We start from the raw sequence: 25,573 nt of genomic DNA, 5'->3' as shown, positions 1-25,573 counted from the left end.
TGTTTAACCAAATCGCTCTTTAGCCCGGTCGATCGGACGGCTGACAGAACCGCTGGAGGTTGCTGCGAGGCTGGTTCTTTTGCAAAAACTGGGTGGCAGCCGCTGCATCTAGCGGACGACTGAAGAGATTGCCCTGCATTTCCTCGCACTGGAGCGATCGCAGCTTGGCAAGCTGATCTACCGTTTCTACGCCTTCAGCGACGACGTTCAAGTTCAGCCCCTGGCCTAGTGCCACAATTGCCGCCACAATTGCCGCATCGTCTGGGTTGGCCGTCACATCTTTAACGAAGGATCGGTCAATTTTTAGCGTGTTGAGCGGAAATTGCTTCAGATAGCCCAGCGACGAGTAGCCTGTGCCAAAGTCGTCCATTGCAATCCGCACGCCCATATCCTGTAGCTCGTGCAGCAGTGTGGTGGTGAACTCCACATTCTGCATCGCAGCCGTCTCGGTAATCTCTAGCTCCAGGCTAGTTGGCGGCAATCCCGTTTCTTCTAGGATGCTGGCGATCGCACCTACTAGGTTAGGCTGCTGAAACTGTCGTGCGGATAGATTTACTGCCACTCGCAGGGGGCCAAGGCCGGCTTCTTGCCACTGCTTGTTTTGCAGACAGGCTGTGCGGAGAACCCAAAACCCGATGGGAACGATCAGCCCATTTTCCTCTGCTAGCCCGATAAAAGTCTGGGGTGAAATTAGCCCAAGTTTGGGATGAGTCCAGCGGAGTAGTGCCTCCATCTGAATAATTTCCCCCGTCAGGACATTGACCTGGGGCTGATAGTGGAGGGTAAATTCCTGCCGTTTTAGTGCGTAGTGCAGGCTGCTGTCGAGGGCGAGGCGCTCTGTAGACTGGCTAGTAATTGCAGGCGTGTAAAACTGATGATTGTCGCGTCCGTGCCCTTTGGCCAGGTAGAGCGCGGCATCGGCATTTTTCAGCAGAGTTTGGGCATCGGTTCCGTGCTCTGGAAACAGGGCAATGCCCATACTGCACGTAATGTGTAGCTCGTGGCTATCGACGTAGAAGGGGGGGCGCAGGTTCTCCGAAATTCGCTCGGCGATGCGGCTGGCATCCTGGGGCGATTTTAGATTGGGCAGCAGCAGGGTAAACTCGTCGCCGCCCCAGCGGGCGATGGTGTCCTCTTCGCGCAGGCAGTAGGTGAGGCGCTGCGTAGCTTGTTCCAGCAGGCAATCGCCCACCGCATGGCCCAGCGTGTCGTTGATGGTCTTGAACCGATCCAGGTCTAGAAAAACGACGGCAAATGGCTCTTGTTTACGGCGGGAACGGGCCAGCATGAGATACAAATGGCGGTTGAACATCATCCGGTTGGGTAGACCTGTCAGCGCGTCATGAAAGGCCTGGTAGCGCATTTTCTCTTCAGTGCGCTGGCGCTTGATCGCGCCTCCTAAACTGGCGGCGATCGCCCGCAGGCTGGATTCGTCGCTTGCAGACCATTGCCGCTCAGCCCGACAGTCGTCTAGCCCGATATACCCCCAAAGCTCATCTTCGATAAAAATCGGCACCATCAGCGAAGACAGAACGCGAACCGCTGCCAGCACTTTCTGCTCGTCCCTGGGAAACTCTCGCGCAATTCCTCCCACGGACTTGCCCAGCAAAAACTGCTCATACCAGCGACCTAAACCGTGGGCGGCGTAGGGCTGATTTTGCCAATCGGACAGGCAAGGGGTTGTGCCTTCGCGAACCCATTCATAGCGGACGCTCATGGCCATCTCACCCGTCGTTCCGTGGGGATGATTTTCGGCAATAAACACCCGATCAACCCGGGCCATCGTGCCCAGAATGGCGATCGCCTGGGAGATGGCCGTCGATAAATCCTCGTGGGTGAGCAGGCAATTTGCAGCCTGGGCAACCCCCTGCAACAGATTGTCGCGGTTCAGCAGCTCCAATTCTGCCCGCTTGCGTCGGGTGATATTTTCCACGGTTCCTTCAAACCGAATCAGGCTTCCCGCCGCATCGTACAGCGCTCGCGCCGATTCCGAAATCCAGATAATACTGCCATCCTTTCGATACACCTCCGACTCGAACCCTTGAACCGTGCCCTCCGTCTGCATCAGCCGCACAAACTCTGCCCGACGCTGCGGATCTACATAGAGTTGCTGCTCGATATTGGTCAAATTCGCCATCAGGTCGGCGGGCGACTCGTAGCCATACAGCCTTGCCAGCATCGGGTTGACCATCAAGTATTGCCCATCGGGCGTGCTTTGAAAAATCCCCTCCACTGCGTTTTCAAAAATGCCCCGATACTTGGCTTCGGCGGCTTGCAGGGCCGCATCTGCCCGCGCTTGCTCGATGGCAATGCCCGCCAGCGGCGCAGCAATTTCCAGAAGCGACCAGTCCGCGGCGGTTGGGGTACGCGGTGTGCGGCTGTGAATCGCAATGCTGCCCAAGACGCTGCCCTGGGAGGAGAGAATGGGCAGCGACCAGCAAGACACCAGCCCAAACTGCCGTGCAAAATCGCGATAGTCTTCCCAGAGGGGGTCTTGGTAGAGGTCGGGGGTAATCACGGGCGATCGCCGATACATGGCCGTGCCGCAGGAACCCGCCTTAGGTCCAATTTCCGCCCCTTTGACCTGCTCAACGTAGGTATTAGGCAGGCTATTGGTAACACCGCCTTCGATCCGCTGCCCTGTTGCATCCAGCAGCAAAATTGAGCCAATCAGCCCGTCCGCTTGAGATTCAATCACCTGGAGCAGCAGTTTCAGCGTTTCTGCCAGGTCAGCACCTGTCGCAATTTTTTCTAGAACCCGCTTTTGCCCTGCCAATAATTGCTCTGACTGCTTGCGCTCAGTGATGTCGCGGGAAACGGCGATAATTTCTAGAACCTGCTGCGTCGCCGGATCGCAGAGCGCCTTGCTGCGCGTTTCAAACCAGATGTAGTGACCCTTGGCATGGCGAATGCGATAGACCACGGGCCCACGATTTAGCAAGAGAGACTGCAACGGGGACTGCGGTGGAGACTGCGAGGGAGACTGCGAGGGAGACTGGGGAAGCGCTGTGTTGAGCAGACTTTCGCGATCTTGGGGGTGCAGAAGATCTGCGAGCGATCGCCCTATCAAATCCTCTGGACGATAGCCCAGCAGCGCTTGGCAAGCCGGGGAGGCATAGCGATAGGTGCCGTCGGGCGCATGGCCAGAAATCAGGTCAGTGGCGTGTTCGGTCAGCAGCCGATAGCGGGACTCGCTCTGACGCAGGGCCGCCGCCGCCTGGGCCCGCTCCAACGCCAGAGAAACGGCCGCCGCCGCCGCCCGCAGCAAACCCACCTCCGCCGCCGTCCAGGTTCGCGCCTCTACACAGTTTGAAAAGCCGATAAACCCAAAAAACTCGCCATTTACCAGCAGCGGCAACACCAGCAGCGATAGCACGCCCTGCGGCTCTAGCACGGCCCGCTCCGAGGCAGACAGTTCCGCCACAATCCCCGCATAGGGTTGCCCTTTGGAGAGGATCTGTTCAAACTGGGTGGAATAGTCGAGATAGCGCAATCCCTTGAGCAGCGGTCGGTCGATGTTGGGAGAGATTCCCTCGGCGCACCATTCATGCACATAGTGCATCCGCAAATTGCCGTCCGAGTCGCGGCTGTTTTCAAACACGTAGACCCGACTTGTGCCAGAAATCTGTCCTAAGCGCTGGGAGACGAGGGCATAAATTTCTGCTGGATTGTCCAGCAAGAGCAACTGCTGCTGCACGTCCACCAGCGTTGCAAGGTATTGCTCTCGCTGGGCCAGGGCTTCTTCGGCCTGCTTGCGCTCGGTGGTGTCATCGTAGGAGCCAAGAATGCCAATAATCTTGCCGTCGGCATCTCGAATGGGCACCTTGCTGGCATCTTGCCAGATCTCGCGGCCGTCGGCCAGCACCTTTTTGCGAACCATGTGCAGTTTGGCCTGTCCGGTTGCCAGCACTTCGCGATCGCTCGCCACATAGCGATCCGCCTGGTCAGCAGGCCAGAGGTCGTGGTCAGATTTTCCCACCAGATCTTCTGGATGCTCGAATCCGGCGGAATGGGCAAAGTTGCGGTTGCCGCCGCGATAGATGAGATTGCAGTCTTTCCAGAAAACGTGCTGGGGAATATTGTCGATAATCAGCCGCAGAAACGCCTCTTGTTCCCGCAGGGCCCGCTCAGTGCGCTTGCGCTGGGTAATATTTCGCACGCTGACAATGAAAATTGGGTCGGAGGCTTGGCAACCCGCTGGGCTATCTAACGAACAGGCAAACAGATTGCCCAGCCGGTCGTCCAAGATTTGATTGCTGCTTTGAAGCGACTCAGTGCCGCAGTCCGCAATGCGAGCCTCAAAGCAGCGCTCCTCGCCTTGCAGCAGCAGGCTGTATTCCAGGGTTTGCACAATTCCGGTTTGCGCTGCCTGGGCGATCGCCCGCATCATCGACTGCGCGACCGCAGCGGGCAACAGTTCTTCAATCTGCCGACCCAGTTGCTCGCTTGGAGGACACACCAAATCATCGTCTTGCTCAGTTTGAATATGCAGACAAGTGCCCTGTCGATCAACGATAAACAGCATTTCCGGCAGCGCCCTCAGGAGATTGCGGTTAAGAGTTTCGCTCTGGCGCAGCGCATCTTCGGCCTGCTTGCGGTTGGTAATGTCTTCCACAATGGCAAAGGTAAATTGCAGCGCCCCTTGCTCATCGCGCACAGCACAGACCGTCAGGTTTGCCCAAAAGATGCTCCCGTCCTTGCGAATATAGCGCTTTTCAATCTGGTAGTGATTGCGCCGCCCTTCGATCATGTCTTGTAGCAGGGCCAAGTCGATCTCCAAATCCTCTGGATGGCTATAGTCCTTGAAGTTCAGGCTGTAGAACTCTTCTCGGCTATAGCCAAAGATCTGGGTCGAGGCCGCGTTGACATCAATAATGCGACCGTCCAGCGCCGTCATGCCAATACTAATATTGGCGTGTTCAAAAACGGCGCGAAATCGGGACTCATTTTGCCGCAGGGTTGCTTCTGTTTGGCGAAACTGGATGACTGTACCTAGTTGAGCAGCGATCGCCCTCATCAGTTGCACGACTTGAGAATCTTCGGCCCGTGCGTCTCGACTGGCGAACACCAGCACTGCCAACGGGCGATCGCTCTCCATCACAGGCACCGCCAGCGCCGATCGCCAGTTTGGAACTCCGGTTAGAGCGATGTTTTGAGCCAAATTTGGAGCCAAGTTTAGAGCCAGGCTTGGGGCTACGGCTGGATTCGGCTGCGTCGCAGGCACAGGCGATTCCTCTCGCGCCTCCGGAGGCTGCTTCGTCAAATCCACGACCCATTCCGCCTGTCGATGGTTCCACGCCCGCTCCAGCAGCGCCACACCTGCACATCCCAACAGGTCTGCGACTGGCAGATTTGTAACTGGCAGATTTGTAACTGGCAGATTTGTAACTGGCGCATCTACAGTCATCGCCTCTGGCTCTACCGAACCGTCTTGCACTGCCAGCGGACTGATCCAACTCGCTGCCCATCCCTGCTGTTCTAGAGGGTCGTGGGGAAGCCAGCAGACTCCCAGCCCCCACTCGCCCGCTTCACAGACCTGCTGGAGAAAACAGCGCAAATGAGCAGCAAACTCTTCATGTCGAGTTTTCAGAATCCAGCTTTGTGGGTCAAACGAAGCCGCTAAGCGATGAAGCGCTTCTGTCCCTTGATCCAGTTTTGTAGTCGGCTCTGTAGTTGGCTCTGTAGTCGGCTCTATGGTCGGTTCTATTTCATTAAAGCTTTCAGTATTTTGTCTTTTGCCTACGCTACAGGAAACATCTGTCTCAGGAAGTAAGCGCCGCGACTGATCAGGCATCATCATGACAGATAAGGCTGGGATAAAAGAGTTGTGCAAGGTGTCGCCACATACACGATGCACATACGACGCAAAACCGTCCTTCTTACTATTTAAGGATGCGCTCAGTCACCCAGATTTGTATCGCTGAGCCAGAAAGGTTAAGGATCTATTTTTCTTTGTAGCCAGACTTTATAGCTGAACTGTGTAGCCAGATTTTGTAGCCAGAAACCTTCGCTAAAAGCGCCAGGATTATCTGCAAGCCTAACGGGGTGAGCAATCCCTCCGCAACTGAAACATTGCGGAAAGAAACAGTTCGATTTGCAATCCCTTCCGTTTTGCGGGGTGAAATTCTGCGTTAAATATGGCAGTTAAATATGGCGCACCGGGCCCAGATATTGCCTGAGATAGGGCGAAAACACTTCGTAAATCAGCGTAATCGGGTGTCCGTGATGCCAGAAGAGATAGTGCCGCCCCCAAAACGGCCCCGCTTCGCCAAACGCCAGTTCCAAACTCGACGAATGCCCGTAGTAAATGCCCTGCACATCCCGGTATAGCTCGGTGCGGAGCCGCGTCAGGTTGACCCAGATCCCCAGCGAACGATTTTGCAGATATTCATCCACATGCTCAGCGTTCCACCAGGACGTAGCATAGGCGAGGCGCTGCCCCGATGCCGTGCGGAGCCACACCTGTCGCCGCACCCGTGGCCCTGGCACTACGGAAAGCTGTTCCGGCGCGTAGTCATGATCCATGCCCACCAGCGACATATCAATCACGTCCACCTCGGTCGGTTCGCCCGTTAGCAATTGCAAGTGGCGGGTAGGGGAACCGTCTCCCAGCAGCAGCATTTGCCACGCCGGAGCCAGTTGGTGATGAGGCAAGCCTTTTTGCACTACGTCTTCTCCACCCTGCCAGAGCGGATTTAGGGCGTGCCAGGCAGTGGGCAGGGTTGGGCGTTGGGAAGGCTTGATGGCTGGAGTCAAGGCGCGTTAAGGGTAGGAGTGGGGGGGACGGGCTAGGAAAGCTGAGCAACGACCGGCCGGCTAGCTGCCAAATAGTTAGCACTGCTGTCAACCCGTGACGATGGCGCTGGCTCTAGTGCAGTTGCCTCCTGAGACAATCACGGATGGCTGCCCAAGCGCAGTCGTTTACAAAACTTTAAGCTTGTACTTGCATCATAACGTGAATTGCAGAGGCGATGGACAGACGGAAATGCCCCAACCCTTTTCGCTCTTCGTTCTTCGCTCTTCGTTCTTCGTTTTTTCCTCTCCCTTCTTCCTAAAGGGCGATCGCCACGCCATCTGCCCTGGGTTCCGTGGCGGCGATCAGGGTGCTGCCGTGCTTCAAGATAATTTGCCCTTTACCAAACTGGCTGACTTCGGCGCTGACCTGGACTGCATGATGGCGATCGCCCAACGCTCGCACCACAGAAGGCGGCACAGCCTGTTCCAGCAGCACCTGGTTGTCCCGCAGGAAGCGCCAGCGGGGAGCATCCAGCGCGGCTTGGGGGTTCATGCCGTAGTCGGTCAAGTTCACCACCACCTGCACATGGCCCTGGGGCTGCATGGGTGCGCCCATCACGCCGAAGGGGCCAAGCGGCTGTCCGTTGCGGGTCAAAAAGCCGGGGATAATCGTGTGAAACGGGCGCTTGCTGGGGGCATAGTCGTTGGGGTGTCCTGGTTCCAGCGTGAAGCCCGCGCCGCGATTGTGCAGGGCGATGCCCGTATCGGGGATTAGGATGCCGCTGCCAAAGCCTTCGTAGTTGGATTGGATGAAGGACACCATCAGGTCAGGTTCCGCAGCCACGAGGAACACCGTGCCGCCTTTGGGGATGCCGGGTTTTGCCAGGGGCAGGGCGGTGTCGGCAATGAGGGAACGGCGATCGCCCGCGTAGCCCTTGTCCAGCAGCCGCGCCGGGTCAAATTCCAGACTGCGCGGATCGGCAACATAGCGATAGGCATCGGCAAAGGCCAGCTTCATGGCCTCGATTTGCCAATGGAAACTGTCGGCCGAATCGCGGGGATAGCGCCCCAGGTCAACGCCTTCCAGAATGTTGAGCGCCATCAGCGCGGCGATGCCCTGGCCGTTGGGCGGCAGTTCCCACACCGTCAGGTCGCGGTAGGTCGTCGAAATCGGCGTAACCCAGTCGGCGGTATGACTTTCCAGATCTGCCAGCGTCAAAAATCCGCCCGTGCTGGCAGCAAAGCGGGTGAGGGTCTGGGCCAACTCGCCGGTGTATAATGCCTCGCCGCCGGATTGGGCGATCGCCCGCAGGGTTCTGGCATGGCCCTCGCTGCGCCAGATTTCGCCCGCCCTGGGAGCGCGATCGCCCGCAAAAAACACCCGCTTGAACGGCTCGAATTCTTTCCCTTGCAGCGGCAAAAACACCCGCTCTGCTCGTTGCCATGCCCGCGCCGTCTCTGGCGACACCGGAAAGCCCTGTTTCGCATAGCGGATTGCGGGTTCAAACAATTGCTCGAAGGGGAGCTGGCCCCACCGCTGCCAGAGCGATCGCCAGCCCGACACCGCCCCCGGCACCGTCACCGCCCGCCAGTCACACAGCGGCACTGTGGCCGAGTCGCCAAAGTCTGCCCGCGCCAGCCCGTGGGGACTCCGCCCCGACGCATTCAGCCCGTGCAGTTGCCCGTCCCACACCAGCGCAAACGCATCCGACCCAATGCCGTTGGAGGTGGGTTCTACGACCGTCAGGGCGATCGCCATCGCCAGCGCCGCATCCACCGCATTCCCCCCTGCCCAGATCATCTCTGCCCCCGCCATCGTGGCTAGCGGCTGACTCGTCGCCATCGCGCATCGCTGCCCCATAATGACGCGACGACCGGAGGGATAGGGATAGTGGGTGAGGGTCATGCGGAAGCCTGGAAGTAGGAAATCTAGTGGGTCAGGGAAATAGAACGAAGCGTCATGCTGGATAGCATGATAGGGAGAGAGTCGCGTTGAGAACAGCAGGCTCTCCTCGTTTCCTCCCCCATCATCTCACCCCCTCCCAAACTCCCAAGCTCCTTTATGACAGGTACTCTCTACGGCGTGGGCGCTGGCCCCGGCGACCCAGAACTCATTTCTGTGAAAGGGCTGCGGCTATTGCAGTCGTCGCCTGTGGTGGCGTTTCCGGCAGGGCTAGGGGGCAAGCAGGGCGTGGCGCAGCAGATTGTGGCGCAGTGGTTGCGGCCAGACCAGGTGCAGTTGGCGCTGGACTTTCCCTATGTGCAGGAGGAGGCGACCCTGAGGCAAGCCTGGGAAACGGCTGCGGCACAGGTCTGGAACTATTTGCAGCAGGGCGACGACGTGGTGTTTGTCTCGGAAGGCGATGTCAGCTTCTACAGCACCTTTACCTATTTGGCGCAGACCGTAATGCAGCAACACCCCGAAGCGCAGGTAGAGACGATTCCTGGCATCTGCTCTCCAATGGCGGCGGCGGCGGCGCTGGGTCTGCCGCTGACTGTGCGGGCCGAGCGGCTGGTGGTGCTGCCCGCTTTATACACCGTTGCAGATTTGGAAACGGCGCTGGATACGGCGGATGTATTGGTTTTAATGAAAGTGAGTTCAGTGTACGAACAAGTCTGGCCTGTGCTGGAGCGGCGCGGTCTGCTTCAGCACAGTTACGTGGTCGAGCGGGCCAGCCAGCCCACGCAGGTGATCCATGCCGACTTGCGCGATCGCCCTTCGCTAAAGCTGCCCTATTTTTCGCTGCTGTTGGTGAAGTGTGGCACAGATCAGCGATTGCCGACCCCCGCTCCGACCTCCCTACGCTAAAATTTCAGAGGCTTTCGACGAAGCGCGTATGACGTATTACTCTGCTGAACCCTATCCCGAAAATTGGCTGCAACGGTGGTCGCAGGAGCCGCTGTTCTGGGCGGCGCTGGCTTCAGTGGGGGCGCATCTATTGCTGTGGGCGTTTTTGCCGTTTTTGCCGGGGCAAAAGCTGCCGACCGAGCGGCAGGTGCAGCGGCCCGTGTCGCTGGTGCAACTCACGCCGGAGGAACTGAGCCGCGTTCCCAGTTTTGCCCAGCCAAATTTGGAATTGCCCACCTTCTCGAATCCGTCTACGACGCTGCCGCAGCCCGCGCCGGGGTCGTCCTTTAGCCTGTCGCCGCTGCCGGGGCAAACGGGGCGATCGCCCTCTGCGCTGCCGCCCTTCTTTGTGCCGCCTGCGCCGCCCTTGCCGCCGCTATCGTCCTTGAGTCCTAGCTTCAGCGCCACTAGCCGCCCCCGGACGACGCTGCCGCCCCGTTCGACCTTTACGCTGCCCCCATCGTCCGCGCCCTCGTCAATTCCGTCCCTTGTGCCCTCGCCCTCTCCGTCAACGCCATCGCTAGACCCAGAGTTTTCCACCGATGGGCCCTCGCTGCGGCTGCCCTCTGGCTCCCAAAACAATTCGCCCCTGTTCCCCACGCTGCCGTCGGTGATTGCCAGCCCCTCGCCTGCGCCGTCGATTGCGGCTTCGCCCAGCCCCACAGCCTCGCCCAGCCCGGCGGCTTCTCCGACGGTCGAGGCCTCCCCAGCGCCCAGCCCGGCGGCTTCTCCGGCGGCTCCCAGTTCTCCAGCGGCTTCGCCAACCCCGACCGCGCCTGCCCTGTCGCCTGCTCAGCAGCTCGCAGCCCTCCAGCGCGATCGCCCGGAACTGTTTGCCTACAATCCCCAGGGGACGAAGCCCGATGAGGCGAATCTGGCCTATATTGCCTGGTTTGATCAGCTTGGCGTGGAAATTCCCGATCCCGATGCGGTGCGCCCCCGCGAGATTGCGGTCGAACTGCCGCTGAATGCTTGCCTGCTTCAGCTAGAGCTGGATGAAGATAAAGTGCCGTCGGCGGTGGTTGGTGTGGTGGTAGATGCCGAAGGCAAGCAGGTGCAGCCGCCGACGCTGCTGCGGAGTTCTGGCTACGGCATTTTGAACGCCGATGCGATCGCCGTCGTGCGGACTCGCCCAATTGAAAACACCACAGGCGAAACTCGTCCCTATTTGTTTGAAGTGAAATATTCGCAGGAGAATGAGCGCTGCCCAGACCTGCCTGCACCCGCTCCGTCGCCTGCCAGCTAGAGAGGAGACAAGCGCATGGTAGAGGCAGCGTTTCTGGAGCACCTGCGGGCGATCGCCCCCCGACTGAACGCGCTGATGGATCGGTTTACCGAGGCGAGGGTCATGGTAGCGGGTGACCTGACGCTAGACGAGTTTCTAACGGGGCAGGTGGAGCGGCTGTCGCGGGAGGCTCCGGTGCTAATCTTGCGGCACGAGGAGACGCGGCAAATTCCCGGCGGCGGCGCAAACGCGGTCTATAACCTGGCGAAACTGGGGGCGCAGGTCAAGGCCGTTGGGCTGGTGGGCAAAGACGAGCAGGGGGCAGTGCTGCGGCGCATTTTCGAGGCGGCAGGCATCGACACGGGCGGCATTTTGCTGGATGGCGATCGCCCCACGGTTACCAAAACGCGCATTTCCGGCCATGCTCGTCAGTCTGTGACGCAGCAGATCGTGCGGGTCGATCGCAAGTCCGACGCGCCCGCCGACCCAGACTTGCAGTTGGCGCTGGCGGACTATATTCGGCAGCACCTCAATACCGTAGACGCGGTGGTCTGCTCGGACTATGGCGACGGCGTGCTGAGTGCCCCGGTGATTGAGGCCGCCTTGCAGCATTCTCTCTGTGTCGTGGATACCCAGATCGACCTGCACCGCTTTGCTGGAGCCACGGTTTTCACGCCCAATCTGCCGGAAGCAGAGAAAGCCGTGGGCTATGGAATTACAGGGGGCGATTCGCGAAGCACTCCCTCCGGGAATCGCCTTGCCCAGGCAGGAGCCGACCTGCTGCGTCTGACCCGCGCCCAGCACATGCTGATTACTCGCGGCGAGGAGGGCATGAGCCTGTTTAGCCAGGACGGTTCTCAGCACCATGTTCCTGCGTTTAACCGGACGGACGTGTTTGACGTGACGGGCGCGGGAGATACAGTGGTGGCGGCGCTGACGCTGGGGCTAATCGTCGGCGCAACACCTGTGGAAGCGGCAATCCTGGGCAACTTGGCCGCCAGCATTGTCGTCCGTCAATTTGGTACAGCTACGACCAGCGTGGCGGAAATGAAAGCTGCCCTCCGGAGCCTGGTGGAAGCCAGCAAGTAACCCGCTAATAATCGAAAGATTTCTATGGCCTGTTGGGATCTGCCCTAAAGTGATGCGATAGAGTGTAAGCACTTGAGTCGCCGTCTGCGGAGTCGCCGTCTGCGGAGTCACCGTCTGCGGAGTCACCGTCTGCGGAGTCACCATCTGCGAAGTCACCGTCTGCGAAGAGACAATCGCACCAAATCGCACCCATGAAGTGCGGTGAGGCAAGTTCCCATGCCCACTGGGATTGCGGAAAAAGGTTTAGCTGGTTACCTTTTAAGGGTTCTCTCAAGTAAGATTGCTTCGGATTTGCATTACGCTGCGCCATGTCTTCTATCTTTCCTACCACTCGTCGTCGCCAGCGGCAATTTGGGCTTGCCAAACTGCTGGGTTTTGCCTTGGTTTTGGGGCTGGGCTATATTGCGCTCAAGGAGGTCAGGGCTTTGCTGCGAGAGCCAGAGGCGGTGCTGGTGTTGGGTGGGTCAACGGCGCGAGAGCAGTTTGCGGCAGAGTTTGCCCGAAAGCATCCCGATCTGCCCGTTTGGATTTCGTCGGGCAGCAATCCAGAATATGCGGAATGGGTGTTTAGGGAGGCAGGAATTGAGCGCGATCGCCTCCGGTTGGACTATCGAGCAGTGGATACTCTCACCAACTTCACAACGCTGGTAGATGAGTTTGAATCCCAGGGCATCAGCAGCATTTACCTAATCACGTCTGACTACCACATGCGCCGCGCCTGGGTGATTGGCAAAATTGTCTTGGGCAGCCGGGGTATCGAGTTTAAGCCAGTGGAAGTGCCTTCGACGCAGCCTGCCGAAACGACTGATAAGGTGGTGCGAGATGCCGCCAGAGCCGTGCTATGGGTGACGACGGGGCACACGGGCGCGACGCTAGGCCGCTACTTTCGAGACTAGCCGAGCCGTGCTATGGGTGACGACGGGGCACACAGGCGCGACGCTAAGCCGCTACTTTCAAGACTAGCCTCAGCCAGAAATCGGTCGCCTTGATCGGGCGCATCTTAGTCCTGCAAGGTTGCCCTCATCCCCCAGCCCCTTCTCCCAAAAAGGGAGAAGGAGAGCCGGATTGGAAGTCCCTCTCCCGCCCTGGGAGAGGGATATAGGGTGAGGGTTACAAAAGTGGGATACACCCCCTTGATCCCATCATCTCTACGCTAATTCATCTCTACGCCAACACGTCTTGCACCAGCACGTAGGGCTGCAAAATCAGCGCGTTGAATCGCTTGTTGCGACTGCTGTTCCAAACTTTGATTTGCTCAGGGCTGGGCTTTTGGATCAGTCCTTCGTCAATCCATCGTTGCACCGTTGTAGTGTGATCCGAGGCGATCGCCACGCCCACATCCAGCAGATCCAGACCTGTGGCCACCAGCACTAGCGCATTCCGCTCCGCATGGGGCATGAGCCAGTCCCACTCTGCCTCGCCCATCGTGCCCGCCAGCTCTGCCCGCAAATCCTGCATTCCGACAACCCTCGCTACTCAACATGGTTGGTCTAGTTCTATAGACCGCAGTTCGATGAGATTCCCCTAAAATCGGGCGGTTCCCTTACAAAAACTCTATAGACCCTCTCTGTAGACCTTAAGACCTTAAGACCTTAAAACCTCACTGAGAAGACCTTACTGAGATCTGACTCAAAGTACAAATCATGTCATGTTCGTCGCACTGCACGCTGCAATGTAAAGCCCCGCATTCCAAATGTGGCTTGAACTTAGGGGTGCAAACCGCAAGCCCCTAAGCGCTTCAGATTCCAACCCTCACCCTTGGACTTTCTCAGCCCAACTCGAGTTTTATTTATAATTCTTAACATAAATTTACCGCCCCAGGTCGTGCATTGCGTGAATTGTTTCTACACAGCGCTGCGTGACCTGCTCTAGGGCAGCGCGATCGCCCGCTGGCGGCTGAATGGGCTGTCCTATTCGCACTGTAATGGGCACTGGGCGGGGAAATCGACTGCCCTTGGGGAGAATTGCCTCTGTACCCCAGAGGCTAACGGGCAGCAGGGGAGCCTGCACCTTAGACGCAATCATCGCCGCACCCAGCTTTGCGTCGGGAATGCGGCCGTCGGGGGTGCGCGTGCCAGAGAGGAAAATTCCCACCGCCCAGCCCTGCTCAAGCTGATGCAGGGCCGCTCGAATGGCGCTGCGGTCCGCCGAACCCCGCTTTACTGGATAGGCTCCATAGAGGGCGATCGCCTGCTTTAGCACGGGCACGCGAAACAGTTCTTCCTTGGCCATGTAGGACACGGGTCGCCGCACACAGCACGACAGCAGCGGCGGGTCAAAGTCGCTGGCATGGTTTGCCACCACAATCAGCGGCCCGCGCTGGGGGACGTTCTCCAGTCCATAGACCCGCCCGCGAAAGTAAAACCGCAGCATCGGTGCCACCACCGACCATTTGAACAGGTGGTAGAGAGCAAGGCTGACCGGGGGTTCGCGATCGCGCATGGTAGGACTGTTGGGTTGACGGGGAGTTCAGCGGCATCACACGGCCACGCGCTCGATGTCGGCGATCGCCCCCACGTTTTCCAGCGCTACGTCCGGGCAGGTGCGCTTGATGATGCCCGTCAGCACCTTGCCAGGGCCCACTTCGACAACCCGCTCGATACCTGCCTGGGAAAGCTGGAGGGAGATTTCGCGCCAGCGGACAGAACCCGTCATCTGCCGATCGAGGCGGTCTTTTAGCACAGCAGCATCGGTGGCGGGCGTGGGGTCTACGTTCGACAAGACGGGGACTTGGGCCGTCTGAAACGCCACGCTATCCAGCACGGTGCGAAATTCTGCTGCCGCGTCTGCCATCAGGGGCGAGTGGAATGCGCCGCTGACGTTGAGTTTGACGGCCCGCTTGCACTTGACCCCAGACATGATGGATTCCACGGCGCTCGGCGTTCCCGAAATGACCACCTGACCGTCGTTGTTGTCGTTTGCCAGCACGACATCCGGCGTTTGGGCGATCGCCGCTTCGAGCTGCGCCCGGTCAAACCCCAGCAGCGCCGCCATCATCCCTTCGGATGCGCTATCCATTAGCTCAGCCCGGCGCTTCACCAGCCGCAGGCCCGACTCAAACTCAAACACCCGCGCCGCGTACAGCGCCACATATTCACCTAAACTGTGACCCGCCACCAGCGCAGGTTGTAACCCCCTTTCCAGCAGCAAATCTACCAGGATGCTCTCGACGGTGTAGAGGCAGGGCTGGGTGTAGAGCGTTTTGGACACCTTGTCGTCTTCGCTCTGGCAAATCTCTGGCACCGACCAGCCCAAAATCTCCGCCGCCTGCTCAAACCGCTGCTGAGCGGCGGGCAGGTCAAATAGGTCAGCCCCCATGCCAACTGCCTGCGACCCTTGCCCAGGAAAGACCCACGCTGTCTTTGTCATATTTCAACGCCTAGTGATCAAGACCGTGATCCAAACTGTGATCAGAACTCTAATTGTCTAACTCGCGTCTAACTCGCGCCTGACTCGCGCCTGACTCGCGCCTAACTTGCGCCCCAGCGAAACACCGCCGCGCCCCAGGTCAATCCTGCGCCAAAGCCTGCCGTGGCAATGATGTCGTCAGGCTTGATATCGCCCCGCCGCACGGCCTCATCCAGCGCCAGGGGAATAGACGCAGCGGAAGTGTTGCCGTAGCTGGCCATGTTGCTGATGACCTTTTCGCTGGGAATGCCCAAACGCTCGGCAACGGCATCAAGGATGCGCTGGTTTGCCTGATGCATCACCAGCCAGTCAATCTGATCGACCGTCAGTTCCGCCCGAAATAGCGCCTTCTCGATGACTTCGGGAACCCGCTTGACGGCAAAACGGTACACTTCCTGTCCGTTCATCGTGATGGGCTGAAATGTGCCCTGGGCGATCGCCACTCCGTCCACCAGTTCTCTATCCTGCCCCTGATAGGCCAGGTTCAGGCAGTGGTTCAGGGTGCCATCGCTGCGGAGTTCAAACCCCAGCAGGCGATCGCGCTCACTCGCTTCCATCACCACCGCACCCGCCCCGTCGCCAAACAGGACACAGGTGCGGCGATCGCTCCAGTCTACCCAGCGCGACAGCACATCCGCGCCGATGATCAGCGCTTTGCGATACACGCCATTTTGGATAAACTGCGCCGCCGTCACCAGCCCAAACACAAAGCCCGAACAGGCCGCCGTCAGGTCAAAGGCCGTTGCCTGCGTTGCGCCCAGATCATGCTGAATCTGGCTGGCAGAGCCAAACAGATCATCGGGTGTAGAAGTCGCCAGCACGATCAGATCAATCTCTGAGGCCGCTACCCCTGCCATGGCCAGAGCATTCTGGGCCGCCTGAGTGGCGATCGCCCGCAGAGAGCCTGCCGCATCCGCCAATCGCCGCTGCCGAATGCCCGTACGAGAGGCTATCCATTCATCCGAAGTGTCCACCACTCGGCTCAGGGCTTCGTTATCGAGATAGCGCTCCGGCACTGAAGAGCCGCTGCCCGTAATCGCCACCCCCGCTCCAACTCGTTGCGCCATTATTCAACACTCTCTGGTTGTTCACCGCCGCGCGACAGCGACGATTGCCCATCTGCAACTGCCAGTTCTGGCGATTCATACTGCGCTCGAATCCGGCCCAAAACGCCATGATCGACCGCCTCCTTCGCCATCCGAATCGCATTGAAAATCGAAGGAGCCTGAGAACTGCCGTGGCTAATAATGCAGATGCCCGCTACGCCTAGCAGCAGCGCACCCCCATGCTCAGCGTGATCCATCCGCTGCTTAATGCGGCGCAGGTTCGGCTTGAGAATTGCAGTACCCAGCTTGCCATTCAAACCCTGAGGCAGCTCCTCGCGGACAATTTGCAGCATGACGCTGCCCACCGCCTCGGCAAACTTCAGCAGCACATTGCCCACAAAGCCGTCGCACACCACCACATCAAAGTCGCCCGACAGCACATCGCGGCCTTCTGCGTTGCCAATAAAGGCAATCCGCGAATTTTCTTGCAGCATTTGATGTGCCCGAACTGCCAGATCGTTCCCCTTAGAAGACTCTTCGCCAATATTCAGCAGTCCGACCTTGGGTTCTGGAATGCCGAGGACGTACTTGGAATAAACCGACCCCATCACGGCAAACTGTTCCAGAAACTTGGGCCGACAGTCCACATTTGCGCCCACGTCGAGAATCAGCACGGGCTTAGCCGTCATCGTTGGCAGCACCGCCCCAATCGCGGGCCGATCAATCCCCGGCAGCCGCCCTAGCCGCAGCAGCGCTGCCGCCATCGCCGCACCCGAATGCCCCGCAGACACCACCGCATCGGCCTTGCCCTGGCGCACCAAATCCATCGCCACATTAATAGAAGCATTGGGCTTGCGACGAATTGCCGTCAGCGGCTCCTCGTGCATTTCCACCATGTCTTCCGTTGGCACAATTTCCAAACCGGGAGGCACGCTATGGTGCTTGAGCGCTTCCTGAATCTGATCGGGCTTGCCGACCAGCAGAATATCTGCATCTAACTCTGCCTGGGCCCGCAGGGAACCCAAAACAATCTCCACCGGGGCAAAGTCCCCGCCCATTGCATCAACGGCAATCCGTGCTCGAGTTGAACCCATCGATCAACGTTATAGAAACCTCACAAATTTTATCAGATGGACTCTACCGGAAACCGGAGCGAGTCAGCGGAGTGCCCTGAATTCTTTGCCCTGAGTCTTCACAGACCTGCTCAGCGCATTGGGGTGTATTAGGAGGTGCATTAGTTTCAGGTGCATTAGCTCAAAGATGCGAGAGACAGGCGCAACGGAGACGCAAGATTACTCCACTTCACCCGGCGGCACAATCCGCTGGAACAGGTAGCCCGTTCCGCGTGCCGTGAGGATGAGTTCGGGGTTGCTGGGGTCGTCTTCGAGCTTAGCCCGCAGTCGAGAAATGTGAACATCGACCACGCGGGTATCGACATGGCGCTCTGGCGTGTAGCCCCACACTTCTTGCAGGATTTCGGAGCGGGAGAAGGGTTCGCCCGATCGCCCAACGAGCAGCTCCAACAGGCTAAACTCCATGCCCGTCAGCCGAATCCGCTCATCGCCCTTGTAGACCTGGCGCTTGTTGGTATCAATCCGAATCGTGTTGATTTGGATAACACCGGAACTGGGAATCCCCGTCGTACCCGTTTTTTCTACTCGGCGCAGCACCGAGCGGATGCGGGCCTCTAGCTCCTTGGGCGAGAAGGGTTTGACCACGTAGTCGTCTGCACCCAGTTCTAGCCCGGTGATGCGGTCAGCAACGTCGCCCAGGGCCGTCAGCATAATGATCGGCACGTCGGACTCTTTGCGAAGCTCTTGGCAAACCCCATAGCCGTCGAGCTTGGGCATCATGACATCCAGCACAACCAGATCTGGATCGGAGTGGCGGAAGGTTTCTAGCGCTTCTTCGCCGTCGGCGGCCGTGACGACATCGTAGCCAATCATGGAGAGACGAGTTTCGAGAATGCGTCGGATGCTGGCTTCGTCGTCAACGACCAGAATTTTTTCTTTGTGATTCTCCAATTTAGTCAACACTCCTTGAAGCGATTATTTTTGATAGTTAATTCTTCCCAGACTATCATTAACAATAGTAGCCTATGGGCCTGTCTTGAGCGCGTGAAATTCCCAATCTCCCTACATTTCAGAGTTTTTTAACATTTCTTGCGAACTCTCAGATAGTAATAAATCTATGAAAGATTTCGCCTCGTTTCACATTAAGAAACATTAATCTCGAAGGGTTTCAAATTGTCTTTGTGGGGTTGGGCCATAAGTTGGGCTTACATCGAAAATTGCTGCTCTGGAATGGGGCCGTTAGGATAGCCCCTACCAGGACGGAACTTTGCTTCTTTGGGAATGGCGATCGCCCCTTTGAGGGAGGTGAACGCAGGCAGAAGCAGGCGGACGATCCGCTTTCTTGGGTGTATTGATTGAGTAAATCTCTGAATTCACTAAGCTTCTCACTAAACTTCAATTTTTGCGCTGACCAGGTCTGCTGCTATGCCCAAGCCTCGAACAAGCTATGTCTGTAATGAGTGTGGCGCGGACTCGCCGCAATATTTTGGCAAGTGTCCCTTTTGCGGAAGCTGGAATTCGCTGGTGGAGCAGACAGTCGCACCAGCCAGCAGCGCCAAAACCGCGATGGGAGCCGTGAGCCGATCGCCCAAACGGGCCAGCGCCAATTCCAAGGGCGAACCAAGGGCGATCGCCGCGCTCACCCTCCCCGAAATTTCCGACCATCCCCAGACCCGCATTGCCTCCGGCTACGGCGAATTGGATCGGGTGCTGGGCGGCGGCATTGTGCCCGGTTCCCTAGTGCTGGTGGGCGGCGATCCGGGCATCGGCAAATCTACCCTACTGCTGCAAGTGGCCAATCAGCTTGCGGCGCAGCACCGGGTTCTCTACGTCTGTGCCGAAGAGTCGGGGCAGCAGGTGAAGCTGCGGGCGCAGCGGCTAGGCGTGGGGAGCGGGGTGAAGATAGGGGAAGAAAGAAAAGAGAAAACTCAAGACCCTGTCACCCTGTCGCTACAGCAGTCCAACGCCTCAACATCCCACTCCCTTTATCTTTTGCCGGAAATTGACCTAGAGACGATTCTTTCTGAACTGGAGGCGCTGCGGCCGACAGTGGCGGTGATCGACAGTATCCAGGCGCTCTATTTTGCCACGCTCAATTCGGCTCCGGGGTCGGTGTCGCAGGTGCGTGAGTGTACGTCGGCGCTGATGCAACTGGCAAAGCGGGAGCATATCACGCTGTTCATCGTGGGGCATGTCACCAAGGAAGGGGCGATCGCCGGGCCGAAGGTGCTGGAGCATCTTGTAGACACGGTGCTGTATTTTGAGGGCGATCGCTTTGCCAGCCACCGCCTCTTGCGCTCGGTGAAAAATCGCTTTGGCGCAACCAATGAACTGGGCGTGTTTGAGATGGTGGATCGCGGGCTGGAGGAGGTGCAAAATCCCTCGGCGCTGTTTTTGAGCGATCGCGATGCAGAAACCCCCGGCACGGCCACCATCGTCGCCTGTGAGGGCACGCGCCCGCTGGTGGTGGAGCTACAGGCGCTGGCCAGCCCGACGAGCTACCCGTCGCCCCGCCGCACGGCCACGGGCATTGAATACAACCGACTGCTGCAAATTTTGGCGGTGCTAGAAAAGCGCGTCGGCATTCCCCTGTCGAAGCTGGATGCCTACGTTGCCTCCTCCGGCGGCATCAACGTGGCCGAACCTGCGGCGGATCTGGGTGTGGCGATCGCCGTGGCCGCCAGTTTTCGCGATCGCGTGGTTGACCCTGGCACGGTGCTGATTGGCGAAGTGGGGTTGGGCGGGCAGGTGCGCCCCGTCTCGCAGATGGAGCTACGGCTGAAGGAAGCGGCCAAGCTGGGCTTCAAACGGGCGATCGTGCCCGCCAGTCAGGCGGAGCATCCCGGTATCGCACTCGACATTATTCCCGTGGCGCGGGTGGTGGATGCGATCGCGGTTGCCCTGACCAGCGGTAGCAAAAACGCCAAAGACGCAGGCTAACGCAGCCGCCTGCCAAACCCTAGACCACCCAAACCCGCAAACCACAATTAGAAGAAAACTGTAGAAAAACTAAGCTAACTCGCCCGGCCTTCACCCCACGCCCCATCATGACCCAAGACGATCTGCTGGAACTGATCGACCGTGCCCACCAGGAACAGTGGGAAACCCTGGATTTGGCAGAGAATGACCTGACCGAGCTGCCGCCGGAAATCACTCAACTCAGCGGCCTGCAACAGCTATACCTCAGCGGCAACGAGTTTAGCCAACTGCCTCTGGAAATCGTTCAACTCAGCAGCCTGCAACATCTTGACCTCAGCTACAACCATCTCAGCCAACTGCCTCTGGAAATCGTTCAACTCAGCAGCCTGCAACAGCTATACCTCAGCGGCAACGAGTTTAGCCAACTGCCTCTGGAAATCGTTCAACTCAGCAGCCTGCAACATCTTGACCTCAGCTATAACCATCTCAGCCAACTGCCTCTGGAAATCGTTCAACTCAGCAGCCTGCAACATCTTGACCTCAGCTATAACCATCTCAGCCAACTGCCGCCGGAAATTACTCAACTCAGCGGCCTGCAACAGCTATACCTCAGCGGCAACGAGTTTAGCCAACTGCCTCTGGAAATCGTTCAACTCAGCAGCCTGCAACATCTTGACCTCAGCTACAACCATCTCAGCCAACTGCCGCCGGAAATCACTCAACTCACCAACCTGCAACAGCTATACCTTAGTGAAAACCAGTTCAGCCAACTGCCTCTGGTAATCATTCAACTCACTAGTCTGCAACTGCTTGACCTCAGCGGCAATCAGCTCCGCCAACTGCCGCCGGAGATTGGTCAACTCACCAGCCTGCAAAATCTTGACCTCAGTTACAACCAGCTCCGCCAACTACCACCGGCGATTGGTCAACTCAACAGTCTGAAAGAGCTTAACCTCAGTTTCAACCAGCTCCGCCAACTGCCACCGGAAATTGGTCAACTTATCGGCTTGCAACAACTTAACCTCGATTACAACGAGATCGACCAACTGCCGCCGGAAATTGGTCAACTCATTAACGCACATCAGCTTGAGATCAGTGACCACTAGCTCAACCAACCGCCGACGGAAATTGGTCAGATCATCAGCGCACAACGGCGTGTTGATGACTATCACAGAGACGACGCAAGTTTGATGGAGATGACAAAGCAGATGTCGCTCAGATTAAGTTTGGGCGTAATCGGCAGCGTCCACAACCGCTCAACTGCTGATGCTGCAAATCTGGCTTCAGACCCAGCGCCTCCAGCGGAATCATGCCCAGCAGCGCATCCTGTCCGCCGGGAAGGCAATCCGGTTTGTAGATGGGTGGGCGATCGCCAAATCTTGACATTTCCCGACATTTCCCGACATTTTTTTAGGTTCTGCGACCAAAATCGCAGGTTTTCTTAAGCTTTTACGTTGCAATTGCTACGTTGTGCGCTGAATCAGGACGTTATGGTGTCAGGGCACATCAATCACGGCAGATCACGGCGCGGACTCTTTCAAGCGCTGGTTTTGGGGCTGATGGAATAGCGCGATCTGCCAATTCTCTGCGGCTTTGGAGGACATCGCAATGCACAGCGCAAGCAGCAACAGTGCCAACAGCCTGAGTGTGGACGTAGGCAAAGACGCGAGCCGAGATGCAATGCCTGCGGGACAAGCCCTGCTGATAGGAGAACCTGCTTCCAAAAAGGGCAAGAAGAAAAAGAAAAAGAAGAGTCTCGCGCCAGAGAAGCGGGCAAATCTCTCCAGTTCAAACGCGCTTTATCGCCCCTCTGAGCAGGAGGGTATTTCTAAACTCTCCAGCAAAAAATACGAAAAGGAGCTGGCTCGGTTGCAGCTTGAATTGGTCAAGATGCAGTACTGGGTGAAGCACACAGGCGCTCGGATTGTGATTTTGTTTGAGGGGCGCGACGCAGCGGGCAAGGGCGGCACGATCAAACGCATCACCGAACCGCTCAACCCGCGCGGTTGTCGTGTGGTGGCGTTGAGTACACCGAGCGATCGCGAAAAGACCGAGTGGTATTTTCAGCGCTACGTTGCCCATCTGCCTGCGGCGGGCGAAATCGTCTGCTTTGACCGCAGTTGGTATAACCGGGCGGGTGTAGAGCGGGTGATGGGCTTCTGCACGGATGAGGAATACCAGGAATTTATGCGCTCTTGCCCAGAGTTTGAGCGGATGCTGGTGCGCTCCGGCATCATTTTGCTGAAGTACTGGTTTTCCGTCAGCGATGAGGAGCAGGAGCGGCGGTTTCAGTCGCGGACGCTCGACCCGGCGCGGCGCTGGAAGCTGAGTCCGATGGATCTAGAATCGCGCAATCGCTGGGTGGAATATTCCCAGGCCAAAGATGCAATGTTTGCCAAGACCAATATTCCCGAAGCGCCGTGGTTCACGGTCGAAGCGGACGACAAAAAGCGGGCCCGGCTCAACTGCCTGCACCATGTCCTGTCCAAGATTCCCTACGTGGACATGACACCGGAGCAAATGGAACTGCCGCCCCGCCAGATTGCGCCCTACGACTACGTGCGATCGCCCCGCAACGAGCAGTTCTTCGTGCCCCACGTCTACTAGCAGCGATGATCGACGCACGCGCCCATCGTCTTCAATGCAAGTTCAAATTCAATGCAAATTCAATGCAGGTTCAATGCAAATTTAATGCCAATGCCTTTCTGATTGCCTTCTAATTACCTTCTAATTGCCTTTCTGATTTTTCTGCAACCGTTCAGTCCCCAGAAACCAGCAGAGACGCTCTGGGGCTGAAGAGATTTCCCGCCCCGTTGACTGTTCAACCCACTTTCAAACAAACCAAGGTACATTGCTGTATGAGTGCTAACGAGCTACGGTTTCAAACCATCTGTCAAATCACCGAACGCCAGCCCGTCGCCCCCAAGGTGCCCAGCCGCCTAGAAGATCTGTGGGCGGTGGACGTGTTCACCCTCAACAAAATGCAGGCCTGCCTGCCTAAGGAAGTGTTTCGCTCGCTAAAACACACCATCCAGACGGGCGGCAAGCTGGATGTGTCAATTTCAGGTATCGTGGCCGCCGCCATGAAGGACTGGGCCATCTCCAAAGGAGCGCTCTACTACGCCCACGTCTTTTATCCGATGACCAACATCACGGCGGAAAAGCACGATGCCTTCATTTCGCTGCAATCCGACGGCACGGCCATTACTGAATTTACGGGCAAGGTGCTGGTGCAGGGCGAACCCGATGGCTCCTCCTTCCCCAACGGTGGCATCCGCTCCACCTTTGAGGCACGGGGCTACACGGCCTGGGATGTCACCAGTCCCGCCTACATCATGGAAACGGACAACGGCGCAACCCTCTGCATCCCCACGGTGTTCATTTCCTGGACGGGCGAGGCGCTGGACAAGAAAACGCCGCTGCTGCGGTCGAATGCGGCCATGAGCAAGGCGGCCACTCGCCTCTTGAAGCTGCTCGGCCATACCGACGTGGCTCCCGTAAACTCTAGCTGCGGTGCAGAGCAGGAATATTTCCTGGTGGATGCCCACTTTGCCCATAGCCGTCCTGACCTGCTGCTGGCGGGGCGCACCCTGTTTGGCCGGCCCGCTGCCAAAGGACAGCAGTTTGATGACCACTACTTTGGTGCGATTCCTGAACGGGTGCAGGTGTTCATGCAGGACGTGGAGGAAAAGATGTATCGGCTGGGAATTCCGGCCAAGACGCGACACAACGAGGTGGCTCCGGGTCAGTTTGAAATTGCGCCCTATTTTGAGGCGGCGAACGTGGCCAGCGACCACCAGCAGTTGACCATGACCCTGCTGCGAAACACGGCGAAGAAGCACGGGTTTGTCTGTTTGCTGCATGAAAAGCCGTTTGCAGGCATCAACGGCTCTGGCAAGCACGTCAACTGGTCGGTGGGCAACGCCACCCAGGGTAACCTGCTCGATCCGGGCGACACGCCCCACGCCAACCTACAATTTTTGCTGTTTTGCGGCGCGGTGATTCGCGGGGTGCATCAGTATGGGCCGCTGCTGCGGGCTGTCGTGGCGACGGCCAGCAACGACCACCGCCTGGGCGCAAACGAAGCGCCGCCTGCGATTATCTCGGTGTATCTGGGTTCGCAGCTTGAAGACGTGTTTGAGCAGATCAAAAATGGCGATGTGCAGGGGTCAATGCGACCTGGCCTGATGAACTTGGGCATTGACACGCTGCCGGAGTTTCCCAAAGATCCGGGCGATCGCAACCGCACCTCTCCCTTTGCCTTCACGGGCAACCGCTTCGAGTTTCGTGCCGTCGGGTCAAACCAGTCCGTCTCGGGCCCGCTGGTGGCGATGAACACCATCCTGACCGACTCCCTCACTTGGGTTGCCGATCGGCTAGAAGCTGAGCTGGGCGAGGGCAAATCCCTCGATGCCGCTGCTTATAACATCCTCAAGGAGGTGATGGAGCAGCACGGCGCGGTGGTGTTTGGCGGCGACGGCTACTCTGCCGAGTGGCACCGGATGGCGGTGGAGGAGCGGGGCTTGCTGAACCTGCCCACGACGGCCGACGCGCTGCCCATGCTGAAAACAGAATCCATCAAGGAACTGTTTGTCAAAACGGGGGTGCTGTCGGAGAAAGAACTGGAAAGCCGGTTTGAAACCTATTCGGAGCAATATATCCGCGTGATTGAGATGGAAGCCAAGCTGGTGATTAGCATGACCAAGACGCTGATTTATCCCGCCGTGCTGCGCCATTTGTCAGAGATTGCGGGGGCGATCGCCAGCCTGAAAACCATCGGGCTGCCCTTTGAAACCGCCAACGTCGAGCTAATTTCTGACCTGACCAGCAAAATGATGACCACCGTCGGTGAACTCAGCAGTGCCCTTGCTGTTCATGACTTCGCCACCACCGAGGAGCATATGCAGTATTGCGCTAAAACCCTGCGCCCGCTGATGGATCGGGTGCGCGGCTATGCCGATGCGCTGGAGGACGAGGTAGCCGATGACCTGTGGCCCCTGCCCAAGTATCAGGAAATGCTGTTCATCAAGTAGCGTCATCAAGTAGCGTCATCAAGTAGCGCTTTCTCCTGCCCCTGCTGTGCCCGATTCAGCCAGGGTGCGAGATGGGCAAGTTGCGGACAATCTAAGTGCAAGGCGTTTGCCTAGACAGCGCCTCCCACGGGAACCGGGACTTCGACGAGAAGCGCGAGACGACTCCTAACCGAGACAACTCCCAATCGAGACTACTC

18 protein-coding genes are annotated in these 25,573 nt (G+C 58.1%); 8 read left to right on the top strand and 10 right to left on the bottom strand.

Going from position 1 to position 25,573, the window contains the following annotated elements:
• Positions 1-19: 19 nt before the first annotated feature.
• The 3 genes from HNI00_RS18685 to HNI00_RS18675 form a co-directional block, all read right to left on the bottom strand.
• The gene (locus HNI00_RS18685) at positions 20-5,557 is read right to left on the bottom strand and encodes a PAS domain S-box protein (RefSeq protein WP_316788385.1); all 5,538 of its coding nucleotides are present in this window, start codon (positions 5,555-5,557) and stop codon (positions 20-22) included.
• A gap of 587 nt (positions 5,558-6,144) precedes the next feature.
• The gene (locus HNI00_RS18680; protein WP_316788383.1) at positions 6,145-6,756 is read right to left on the bottom strand and encodes a chorismate lyase; all 612 of its coding nucleotides are present in this window, start codon (positions 6,754-6,756) and stop codon (positions 6,145-6,147) included.
• 295 nt (positions 6,757-7,051) lie between these two features.
• Positions 7,052-8,641: a gamma-glutamyltransferase family protein gene (locus HNI00_RS18675; RefSeq protein ID WP_316788381.1), complete on the bottom strand. Its 1,590-nt coding sequence runs from the start codon at positions 8,639-8,641 to the stop codon at positions 7,052-7,054.
• A gap of 156 nt (positions 8,642-8,797) precedes the next feature.
• Here HNI00_RS18675 and HNI00_RS18670 point away from each other — a divergent pair, with 156 nt between their 5' ends.
• From HNI00_RS18670 to HNI00_RS18655, 4 genes are all read left to right on the top strand, one after another.
• Entirely contained in the window at positions 8,798-9,544 is a 747-nt protein-coding gene (locus HNI00_RS18670) for a precorrin-2 C(20)-methyltransferase (RefSeq protein ID WP_316788379.1), read from the top strand.
• A 28-nt stretch (positions 9,545-9,572) separates the two neighbouring features.
• Positions 9,573-10,829: a hypothetical protein gene (locus tag HNI00_RS18665; protein WP_316788377.1), complete on the top strand. Its 1,257-nt coding sequence runs from the start codon at positions 9,573-9,575 to the stop codon at positions 10,827-10,829.
• Positions 10,830-10,844: 15 nt separating this feature from the next.
• The gene (locus HNI00_RS18660; protein WP_316788375.1) at positions 10,845-11,897 is read left to right on the top strand and encodes a bifunctional heptose 7-phosphate kinase/heptose 1-phosphate adenyltransferase; all 1,053 of its coding nucleotides are present in this window, start codon (positions 10,845-10,847) and stop codon (positions 11,895-11,897) included.
• Between the two features lie 308 nt (positions 11,898-12,205).
• A complete protein-coding gene (locus HNI00_RS18655) occupies positions 12,206-12,793 on the top strand; it encodes a YdcF family protein (protein WP_316788373.1) in 588 nt (195 codons plus the stop codon).
• A gap of 268 nt (positions 12,794-13,061) precedes the next feature.
• Here HNI00_RS18655 and HNI00_RS18650 read toward each other — a convergent pair whose 3' ends face one another.
• The 6 genes from HNI00_RS18650 to rpaB all read right to left on the bottom strand — a co-directional run bounded on the left by HNI00_RS18650 (position 13,062) and on the right by rpaB (position 18,375).
• Complete coding sequence (locus tag HNI00_RS18650; RefSeq protein ID WP_297075084.1) at positions 13,062-13,355, bottom strand: DUF2288 domain-containing protein; 294 nt, start codon at positions 13,353-13,355, stop codon at positions 13,062-13,064.
• Between the two features lie 351 nt (positions 13,356-13,706).
• Entirely contained in the window at positions 13,707-14,339 is a 633-nt protein-coding gene (locus HNI00_RS18645) for a lysophospholipid acyltransferase family protein (protein WP_172355395.1), read from the bottom strand.
• Positions 14,340-14,375: 36 nt separating this feature from the next.
• Positions 14,376-15,266, bottom strand: a complete 891-nt coding sequence (gene fabD, locus HNI00_RS18640; RefSeq protein ID WP_316788369.1) for an ACP S-malonyltransferase — start codon at positions 15,264-15,266, stop codon at positions 14,376-14,378.
• A 101-nt stretch (positions 15,267-15,367) separates the two neighbouring features.
• A complete protein-coding gene (locus tag HNI00_RS18635; RefSeq protein ID WP_316788367.1) occupies positions 15,368-16,372 on the bottom strand; it encodes a beta-ketoacyl-ACP synthase III in 1,005 nt (334 codons plus the stop codon).
• Entirely contained in the window at positions 16,372-17,445 is a 1,074-nt protein-coding gene (gene plsX / locus HNI00_RS18630) for a phosphate acyltransferase PlsX (protein WP_316788365.1), read from the bottom strand. The genes HNI00_RS18635 and plsX overlap by 1 nt, the downstream gene beginning before the upstream one ends.
• 198 nt (positions 17,446-17,643) lie before the next feature.
• Positions 17,644-18,375, bottom strand: a complete 732-nt coding sequence (rpaB, locus tag HNI00_RS18625; protein ID WP_197673308.1) for a response regulator transcription factor RpaB — start codon at positions 18,373-18,375, stop codon at positions 17,644-17,646.
• A 474-nt stretch (positions 18,376-18,849) separates the two neighbouring features.
• On the opposite strand from rpaB, the gene radA reads away from it, so the two are divergent.
• Together radA and HNI00_RS18615 are read left to right on the top strand one after the other, a co-directional pair.
• Positions 18,850-20,364 (top strand): DNA repair protein RadA, encoded by a 1,515-nt coding sequence (radA, locus tag HNI00_RS18620; RefSeq protein WP_316788363.1) that lies wholly within the window; start codon positions 18,850-18,852, stop codon positions 20,362-20,364.
• Between the two features lie 107 nt (positions 20,365-20,471).
• Positions 20,472-21,449, top strand: coding sequence for a leucine-rich repeat domain-containing protein (locus HNI00_RS18615; RefSeq protein WP_316788361.1), 978 nt, complete (start codon positions 20,472-20,474; stop codon positions 21,447-21,449).
• A gap of 109 nt (positions 21,450-21,558) precedes the next feature.
• Here the strand turns inward: HNI00_RS18615 and HNI00_RS18610 are convergent, their stop codons facing one another.
• Positions 21,559-21,729 (bottom strand): hypothetical protein, encoded by a 171-nt coding sequence (locus tag HNI00_RS18610; protein ID WP_316788359.1) that lies wholly within the window; start codon positions 21,727-21,729, stop codon positions 21,559-21,561.
• 294 nt (positions 21,730-22,023) lie between these two features.
• Here HNI00_RS18610 and ppk2 point away from each other — a divergent pair, with 294 nt between their 5' ends.
• Both ppk2 and HNI00_RS18600 read left to right on the top strand, forming a co-directional pair.
• Positions 22,024-22,950, top strand: a complete 927-nt coding sequence (gene ppk2 / locus HNI00_RS18605; RefSeq protein WP_420156395.1) for a polyphosphate kinase 2 — start codon at positions 22,024-22,026, stop codon at positions 22,948-22,950.
• A 251-nt stretch (positions 22,951-23,201) separates the two neighbouring features.
• Entirely contained in the window at positions 23,202-25,376 is a 2,175-nt protein-coding gene (locus tag HNI00_RS18600) for a glutamine synthetase III family protein (RefSeq protein WP_316788355.1), read from the top strand.
• Positions 25,377-25,573 lie beyond the last annotated feature (197 nt).

This window comes from Thermoleptolyngbya oregonensis NK1-22 (genome assembly GCF_032705245.1).
GTDB classification, from domain to species: domain Bacteria; phylum Cyanobacteriota; class Cyanobacteriia; order Elainellales; family Elainellaceae; genus Thermoleptolyngbya; species Thermoleptolyngbya sichuanensis.
Note: the sequence above shows the minus strand (reverse complement) of the source record. Positions and strands in the feature narration are given on the sequence as shown.

Excerpts from the sequence above, each read along its gene's own strand:
- HNI00_RS18675 (WP_316788381.1), bottom strand. The coding sequence starts at position 8,641 with ATGACCCTCACCCACTATCCCTATCCCTCCGGTCGTCGCGTCATTATG.
- HNI00_RS18670 (WP_316788379.1), top strand. The coding sequence starts at position 8,798 with ATGACAGGTACTCTCTACGGCGTGGGCGCTGGCCCCGGCGACCCAGAA.
- HNI00_RS18665 (WP_316788377.1), top strand. The coding sequence starts at position 9,573 with ATGACGTATTACTCTGCTGAACCCTATCCCGAAAATTGGCTGCAACGG.
- HNI00_RS18660 (WP_316788375.1), top strand. The coding sequence starts at position 10,845 with ATGGTAGAGGCAGCGTTTCTGGAGCACCTGCGGGCGATCGCCCCCCGA.
- HNI00_RS18655 (WP_316788373.1), top strand. The coding sequence starts at position 12,206 with ATGTCTTCTATCTTTCCTACCACTCGTCGTCGCCAGCGGCAATTTGGG.
- HNI00_RS18650 (WP_297075084.1), bottom strand. The coding sequence starts at position 13,355 with ATGCAGGATTTGCGGGCAGAGCTGGCGGGCACGATGGGCGAGGCAGAG.
- HNI00_RS18645 (WP_172355395.1), bottom strand. The coding sequence starts at position 14,339 with ATGCGCGATCGCGAACCCCCGGTCAGCCTTGCTCTCTACCACCTGTTC.
- fabD (WP_316788369.1), bottom strand. The coding sequence starts at position 15,266 with ATGACAAAGACAGCGTGGGTCTTTCCTGGGCAAGGGTCGCAGGCAGTT.
- HNI00_RS18635 (WP_316788367.1), bottom strand. The coding sequence starts at position 16,372 with ATGGCGCAACGAGTTGGAGCGGGGGTGGCGATTACGGGCAGCGGCTCT.
- plsX (WP_316788365.1), bottom strand. The coding sequence starts at position 17,445 with ATGGGTTCAACTCGAGCACGGATTGCCGTTGATGCAATGGGCGGGGAC.
- radA (WP_316788363.1), top strand. The coding sequence starts at position 18,850 with ATGCCCAAGCCTCGAACAAGCTATGTCTGTAATGAGTGTGGCGCGGAC.
- HNI00_RS18615 (WP_316788361.1), top strand. The coding sequence starts at position 20,472 with ATGACCCAAGACGATCTGCTGGAACTGATCGACCGTGCCCACCAGGAA.
- HNI00_RS18610 (WP_316788359.1), bottom strand. The coding sequence starts at position 21,729 with ATGTCAAGATTTGGCGATCGCCCACCCATCTACAAACCGGATTGCCTT.
- ppk2 (WP_420156395.1), top strand. The coding sequence starts at position 22,024 with ATGCCTGCGGGACAAGCCCTGCTGATAGGAGAACCTGCTTCCAAAAAG.
- HNI00_RS18600 (WP_316788355.1), top strand. The coding sequence starts at position 23,202 with ATGAGTGCTAACGAGCTACGGTTTCAAACCATCTGTCAAATCACCGAA.